Origin of the sequence: Intrasporangium sp. (assembly GCF_036566125.1) — a bacterium.
In the GTDB taxonomy this organism is placed as follows: Bacteria; Actinomycetota; Actinomycetes; order Actinomycetales; family Dermatophilaceae; genus Intrasporangium.
In genome coordinates this window covers 1-6,186 of the sequence record NZ_DATCWX010000210.1, presented here as the reverse complement: position 1 = coordinate 6,186, position 6,186 = coordinate 1, and the positions used below count along the sequence as shown (strand labels likewise).

Here is a 6,186-nt window from a genome sequence, read left to right as displayed (position 1 = left end):
CGGCTGGGGCGCGCGGTCGGGCGCGCCCGCGACCTGCCCGACGAGGCCGACCGTGACCTGCTGGTCCGGTTGGGCGAGCGCCTGCTGCGGGAGGTGCGCAAGGCCACGGACCGGACGAAGCGAGCTCAGCGGCATACCACTGAATTGACTGGGCCACAGTCGAACTCGGTCGTGCACGGGGACTTCCACCTCGGTCAGGTGGGCAGCTGGGAGGGCGACTGGCGCCTGCTCGACCTCGACGACGTCGGCGTCGGCGACCCGGCGTGGGACCTCGCGCGCCCTGCGGGGTTCTGGGCGGCCGGCTTGCTCCAGGACCGGGAGTGGGCAGCGTTCCTCGACGGCTACCGCGGCGCCGGAGGACCTGCGGTGCCGAGCAGCGGCGATCCCTGGCCATCGCTTGACCTTCCTGCGAGGTGTGCGGTCCACATCGCAGCTGTCCGCGTGCTGAGCCGCCCCGTCCACAGCGACCTCACGGCGAGCGCGTTGTTGTCCGCCTGTCGGCAGATGTGAGGATGAGGGCATGAGCCAGCAACCACCGCCCTTTCCCGGACAGGACCGCACCGGCGCGGCCGGCTACCAGCCCCACAACTTCATCTGCCCGAAGTGCCAGGGCGCGATGCGGACCTACGACCGCAACGGGGTCCACGTCGAGCAGTGCGACACGTGCCGCGGCCTGTTCCTCGACTTCGGCGAGTTCGAGCACCTGAGCCAGCTCGAGAGCCAGTTCGTCGCCCACCCGCCGCCCGCGCAGTACGGCGGCCCGCAGTGGGGCAACCGCGGCGGGTACCACTACCGCAAGCGCGGCCTGTCCGGGCTCTTCTTCTCCAGTTGATGGCCCACTCGGAGGAGACGGCGGCGGTGCGAGCCCTTGCCAGCTCGCTCGGCCTGCCGGGGATCGTCGACGTCCACACCCACTTCATGCCGCGCAGCGTCCTCGACAAGGTGTGGGCCTACTTCGACTCGGCGGGCCCCCTCGTGGGGCGGCACTGGCCCATCCGCTACCGACACGCCGAGGAGGAGCGCGTCCAGCGGCTGCGCGACCTCGGGGTGCTCGCCTTCACGTCGATGCTCTACCCGCACAAACCCGGCATGGCCGCGTGGCTCAATGCCTGGGCAACGGACTTCGCGGAGCGGACGCCGGAGTGCCTGCACACCGCGACCCTCTACCCCGAGGACGGCGCGGGGGCGTACGTCCGGGCTGCGCTGGATGGTGGCGTCCGGGTCTTCAAGGCGCACGTCCAGGTCGGCGACTACGACCCGACCGACCCGCTCCTCGACCCGGTCTGGGGACTGCTGTCCGAGGCCGGCGTGCCCACCGTGATCCACTGCGGCTCCGGTCCTGCGCCCGGGCGCTTCACGGGCCCCGAGCCGATCCGCCGGGTCCTCGCGCGCCATCCACGGCTGCCGCTCATCATCGCCCACATGGGCATGCCTGAGTACGACGCCTTCCTCGAGCTCGCGACGACGCATGACCGGGTGTTTCTCGACACGACGATGTCCTTCACGCCGTTCATCGACGAGATGATGCCGATGGCGCCTGGCACGATCGCACGGCTGCCCGACTTCGGGGACCGGATCCTCTTCGGCAGCGACTTCCCCAACATCCCGCACAGCTACCTGGAGGCGGTGCACTCGGTGCTGGACCTCGGGCTCGGTGACGAGTGGAACCGGGCTGTCCTGCACGACAATGCAGTTCGGCTCTTCGGCCTCGGCGGCGCCTAGCGGATGCGTCGCCGTCGATCCCGAGGTGGCAGATCGCCGCCATCACATGGGCTCGTGGGTCGTCCGGATGGCCCGCCAGTGACGGCGCCAGGGCCGCGAGCGCCTCTGCGTGCCGTCCGGCATCGGTGAGCAGGTCGGCGCGCGTCAATGCCTCGGCGAGGCTGTCGTCCCCCATGGGCGGGGATCGTAGAGGGTCGGACACGGTGGCGCCCTCCGAACAGTCAACCCAGTTGGCGCTGGCCGGCTATCCGCTCGAAGACCAGGCTCGTCTGAGCGTGGGCGACACCCTCGACCGACGTGAGGTGGTCGAGGACGAGGTCGCGCAGGTCGTCGCTGGACGTCGCCGTGACGTGGACGAGGAAGTCGTCGGCGCCCGCCACGTGGAAGGCCGCGATGACACCCGGGACCGCGGCGATGCGCTCGCGGAACGAGTCCATCGACATCCTCGTGTGGCCAGCGAAGCGGAGCGCGATGATCGCCTCCATGGGCTGCCCGAGGGCCGCGTGGTCGATGTCGGCGTGGATGCCGCGGACCACGCCCGACTCACGCAGCGCCCGCACCCGGCCGGAGCACGTCGACTCCGGCAGCGCCACCCGCCGGGCCAGCTCGGCGTTCGAGAGCCGGCCGTCGTCGAGGAGGGCCCGCACGAGGGCGCGGTCGATGGCGTCGAGAGGACGTGGCGGCGGGGCCGGGTAGGGCACCTGTGGATTCTTCGAGTCAGTGCGGCGCTGCGAGGGCACAGATGCAGGATCGCCGAAGATACGGCGACTTGTCGAGGATTCCACGATGTCATTGCCTGTGGGGGACGAAATCGACGAGCATCACCCGCATGAACCCTGAGACGACTGCCGTGCACGCCGGCCGTGAGGACCTCACCGCGCTCGGCGTCCACGTCCCACCCCTCGACCAGTCGAGCACCTACCCGTTGCCATCCGTGGAGTCGGGCGGAGCCGCCTATGAGCGCATGGCGACCGGCGGCCGTCCCGCCGACGGCGACTCGCTCGTCTACCAGCGGCTCTGGAATCCCAACGTCGACCGCTTCGAGCGCGCCGTGGCCAGCCTTGAGGGGGCCGAGGCGGGAGTGGCGTTCGCGTCCGGCATGGCCGCGATCACTGCCTGCCTCGTCGCCACCGTGGCGGCCGGGCGGCCCCACGTCGTCGCGGTGCGGCCGCTGTATGGCGGCACCGACCACCTGCTCGCCACCGGCCTGGTCGGCACGACCGTGACGTGGGCGACCGCAACGGAGGTCGGCGCCGCGATTCGGCCGGACACCGGCCTCGTCGTCGTCGAGACCCCGGCGAACCCCTCGCTCGACCTCGTCGACATCTCCGCTGTGGTCGCAGCGGCTGGCGAGGTACCGGTGCTCGTCGACAACACGTTTGCCACGCCGGTGCTCCAGCAGCCGCTGCGCTTGGGCGCCGCGCTCAGCGTCCACTCAGCGACGAAGTTCCTCGGCGGGCACGGTGACCTGCTCGGCGGTGTCGTCGCGACGAACGACTCATGGGCCGTGCGACTGCGCCAGGTGCGCGCCCTCACCGGCGGGCTGCTCGCCCCGATGTCCGCCTACCAGCTGCACCGCGGGCTGCAGACCTTGCCGATGCGGGTCCGCGCCCAGCAGGACACCGCGCAGGTCATCGCCGCGTGGCTTGACCGACAGTTCGGCGTGGCCCGCGTCGCCTATCCCGGCCTTCCCGGAGGCGACCCACACGGTCTGGTCGGGAGGCAGATGGCTGGACCCGGCTCGGTGCTCGCGGTCGTGCTTGACGGTGGTTACGCCGCCGCGGCTGCCTTTGCCGAAGGGTGCCGGCTCATCACCCACGCCGTGTCCCTCGGGGGGGTCGACACCTTGATCCAGCACGCAGCCGCCTTGACGCATCGGCCCGTTGCACCGGAGGCCCGCCCCAACGCCGGGCTGCTCCGCATCTCTGTCGGACTGGAGCACCCGGCCGACCTCATCGCGGACCTCGACGACGCGCTCCGCGCCGCACGGGCAGCTGTCGATCCCCACCGCGCCAAAGAGCTCGCGTCGATACGGTGATGCGGTGGCCGACAGTCAACCGGATCCCGTCGTCCTCGCCCTGAGCCACGTGCGCTCCCGCTCCCTCGGCACCTCGCTGGCGGACGCCGCCCGGGTGACGCTCAACTTCCACCCGGACCGCCTCTTCGGGGACGTGCCGATCCTCCGTGCCCTGGCGAGGGACGGCAGGTACCGATCCCAGTTCGAGACCCGGACGAGCAATGGAGGCCTCACGGCCCACCACGGATGAGCTCGGTGGGCGTGGGAGAGCCGCATTTTCGGTGGCGCGTATGACACTGCCGCGCCGTCCCCCCGACCGAAGTACGGAGCGCTGAACCGCTCCCACGCGCCCTTCGGCGCCGCTCCCCGTTTTGGGTCAGCTCACCTGCGCCTGGCCCAGCACGCCTCAACCCACGCATCATCGGGGACGCAAGCCGGACCGGCCAGTACGACGAGCAGCCGCTCAAACGGGTGTGGCACTACGTGGCCCGCTTCGGCTACGCCGGGTCAGAGTGAGTCGCTTCCGCGAGGAAGGTTCAGCGTGGCCAACAGGTCCTCGTGCAGCTGGATCCACACGATGTTGAGGGAGGGCAACGTCGGTGAGTCGACCCACGCGTTCTCGAGCTTCTCGATCCGCTTGAGGGCGTGGTCGATCCGCGGTTGGTGAACGCTGAGGCGGTCCAGTGCCTGCGCCAGCTGGTCCGTCACCGGGCGCGTCTGGTCGAGGAGTCGGGCCAGGCGTCGGACGACGGCGTCGTCATAGCCGGCGTCACGATGGTCGTTGGGCGCCAGGGCGTCCTCGCGCGTGGGCCGAACCTGCCACTGCGTCATGAGCTCGCCCAGCTCCCGGTTCAGGGGCCTGAACGTGGCATGCGCCTCGATGACCTCGCCGCGGGAGCCGGCACGATCGAGCTCCTCGGCGAGCAGGCGCTCCCCATGCGCGCGACCGCTCTCCGTCATCGACCAGCCATCCGCGCCACCGAAACTCGTCTGCCGGACCCAGCCACGCGCCTCGGCGTCAAGCAGGTGCTCGGTGGTCGAGTCCGCAGCGAGCTCGTACAGCGCGGCGACCTTGGCCGCTGACGTGTAGCCCAGGACACGCACCCCGTGCAGGGCCAGCGTCGCCTCATCGGATTGGTGGCCAGTCACCGGGCCGCCCTGGAGGGCGGGAGGGCTGGGGGCCGGCTTGGGGCTGGGAGCGAGCTCAGCGGCATACGGAATGGTCTCATTTGGCGCGGTGCACCGTGCTCTTGACGCCCGCGATGATGCGTGAATAGTCCTGACCCGGCGGCCCGCCGAGGACTGCACCCCAGGCCGGAATGAGCTCCGCCCCGTAGCGGTGGCCGAAGCCGTCTGCCGGGTCGTGGCCGACCGCCATGTCGGTGGTCAGCTGCCAGAAGGTCACGAACGGTATCCACGTCACGTTCGGATTGACGTCGCGGCCGAGCGGCTCGCGCAGCCAGTCCGGCTCGGCGCCGAGCAGGGCTGGGTTCCACCAGACGACCGGGTCGGACGGATGCTGCTCGTAGACGTAGCGGGGAAAGGCCCACTCGCCGTAGTCCCGCCCGTAGTAGTCATGCGTCAGCTCGTCGGCGTTGGTGGCGAAGCGGAAGTGCTTGCCGTCGTCGATGACCGGTGCGATCTCCGGACTCCCCGGGGTGCGGGCCGCGGTGAGCTCCGCGTGGATCTCCGTGAAGCTGGGCGTGCCGACCCAGACCCCGCCCTCGGCCTTCCGCAGCATGTCATCGCTGTCCTTGAACGCCGCCTGCCCGCCGTAGGAACCGAGCGACTCGCCACCCACGACGAGTTGGGGCCGGTCGGCCTCGGGGAGTTTCGACCATACGGCGTGGATCGTGTCGAAGAGGACCTTGCCGGCCTCGCGGACCGTCCCCCGGTCGCTGAGCAGGGCCACCGCGCTCGGCACGTAGCTGTACTGCATGGCAGCAACAGCGCTGTCGCCGTTGCTGAGGTACTCGATCGCCTGGGCGGACCAGTCATCGACCCACCCCGTACCGGTGGTCGTGATGACGGCGAGGACCTTGCGCTCGAACGCCCCCGTCCGCTCGAGCTCGGCGAGGACTGCGTCCGCCACCTGCTCGATCGAGCGCCCGTCGCCCCGGCCTGCATAGACCCGGATGGGGTCACGGGCAGTCCGGCCGGTTGCCGCGCCGATCTCCTCGGCCGTCGGAGCACTCGTGACGAAGAGCTGGCCCTGGTAGCCGAGGCTCTGGTAGCTCTCGAGCGACCCTGGTCCGCCCGAGATCAGGGGCGACGTGGGGGCCGACCTGCCCGCCGGCGGCTTGGCGTCGACCTGGGCTGCGATCGCCGCCATGGCCTGCATGCTCCGGTGGAAGAGCACGCTGTCGGAGATCCATAGCGTCGCCGTGGCGACGACGACCACCGCGACGATCGATGCGATGGTTCGGGGCAGCACCTGACCGGCGGCT

Annotated in this window: 7 protein-coding genes and 1 pseudogene; 5 read left to right on the top strand and 3 right to left on the bottom strand. The window is 70.7% G+C overall.

What is annotated here, in order from left to right; translation table 11 throughout:
* From VIR15_RS13005 to VIR15_RS12995, 3 genes are all read left to right on the top strand, one after another.
* Positions 1-510 (top strand): phosphotransferase (locus tag VIR15_RS13005; protein WP_331928266.1); only part of this gene is annotated, 510 nt, incomplete at its 5' end.
* 10 nt (positions 511-520) lie between these two features.
* The gene (locus VIR15_RS13000; protein WP_331928264.1) at positions 521-832 is read left to right on the top strand and encodes a TFIIB-type zinc ribbon-containing protein; all 312 of its coding nucleotides are present in this window, start codon (positions 521-523) and stop codon (positions 830-832) included.
* Positions 832-1,722 carry an amidohydrolase family protein gene (locus VIR15_RS12995; protein ID WP_331928262.1) on the top strand — a complete coding sequence of 297 codons (891 nt, stop codon included), beginning with the start codon at positions 832-834 and terminating at the stop codon, positions 1,720-1,722. Before VIR15_RS13000 ends, VIR15_RS12995 begins: the two co-directional genes overlap by 1 nt.
* Before the next feature lie 221 nt (positions 1,723-1,943).
* On the opposite strand, the gene VIR15_RS12990 is transcribed toward VIR15_RS12995, so the two are convergent.
* On the bottom strand, positions 1,944-2,423 hold the full coding sequence (locus tag VIR15_RS12990) for an Lrp/AsnC family transcriptional regulator (RefSeq protein ID WP_331928260.1): 480 nt from the start codon (positions 2,421-2,423) through the stop codon (positions 1,944-1,946).
* A 128-nt stretch (positions 2,424-2,551) separates the two neighbouring features.
* Between VIR15_RS12990 and VIR15_RS12985 the strand changes: the two genes are divergently transcribed.
* Both VIR15_RS12985 and VIR15_RS12980 read left to right on the top strand, forming a co-directional pair.
* A complete protein-coding gene (locus tag VIR15_RS12985; protein ID WP_331928258.1) occupies positions 2,552-3,760 on the top strand; it encodes a trans-sulfuration enzyme family protein in 1,209 nt (402 codons plus the stop codon).
* 4 nt (positions 3,761-3,764) lie between these two features.
* Positions 3,765-4,148: pseudogene (locus tag VIR15_RS12980) on the top strand (DUF3626 domain-containing protein); the annotation flags it as partial.
* A 98-nt stretch (positions 4,149-4,246) separates the two neighbouring features.
* Here the strand turns inward: VIR15_RS12980 and VIR15_RS12975 are convergent.
* Together VIR15_RS12975 and VIR15_RS12970 are read right to left on the bottom strand one after the other, a co-directional pair.
* Positions 4,247-4,888 (bottom strand): transcriptional regulator, encoded by a 642-nt coding sequence (locus VIR15_RS12975; RefSeq protein ID WP_331928256.1) that lies wholly within the window; start codon positions 4,886-4,888, stop codon positions 4,247-4,249.
* Between the two features lie 76 nt (positions 4,889-4,964).
* On the bottom strand, positions 4,965-6,186 hold a 1,222-nt coding region (locus tag VIR15_RS12970; RefSeq protein ID WP_331928254.1), incomplete at its 5' end, for an alpha/beta-hydrolase family protein.

Excerpts from the sequence above, each read along its gene's own strand:
- VIR15_RS13000 (WP_331928264.1), top strand. The coding sequence starts at position 521 with ATGAGCCAGCAACCACCGCCCTTTCCCGGACAGGACCGCACCGGCGCG.
- VIR15_RS12985 (WP_331928258.1), top strand. The coding sequence starts at position 2,552 with ATGAACCCTGAGACGACTGCCGTGCACGCCGGCCGTGAGGACCTCACC.
- VIR15_RS12995 (WP_331928262.1), top strand. The coding sequence starts at position 832 with ATGGCCCACTCGGAGGAGACGGCGGCGGTGCGAGCCCTTGCCAGCTCG.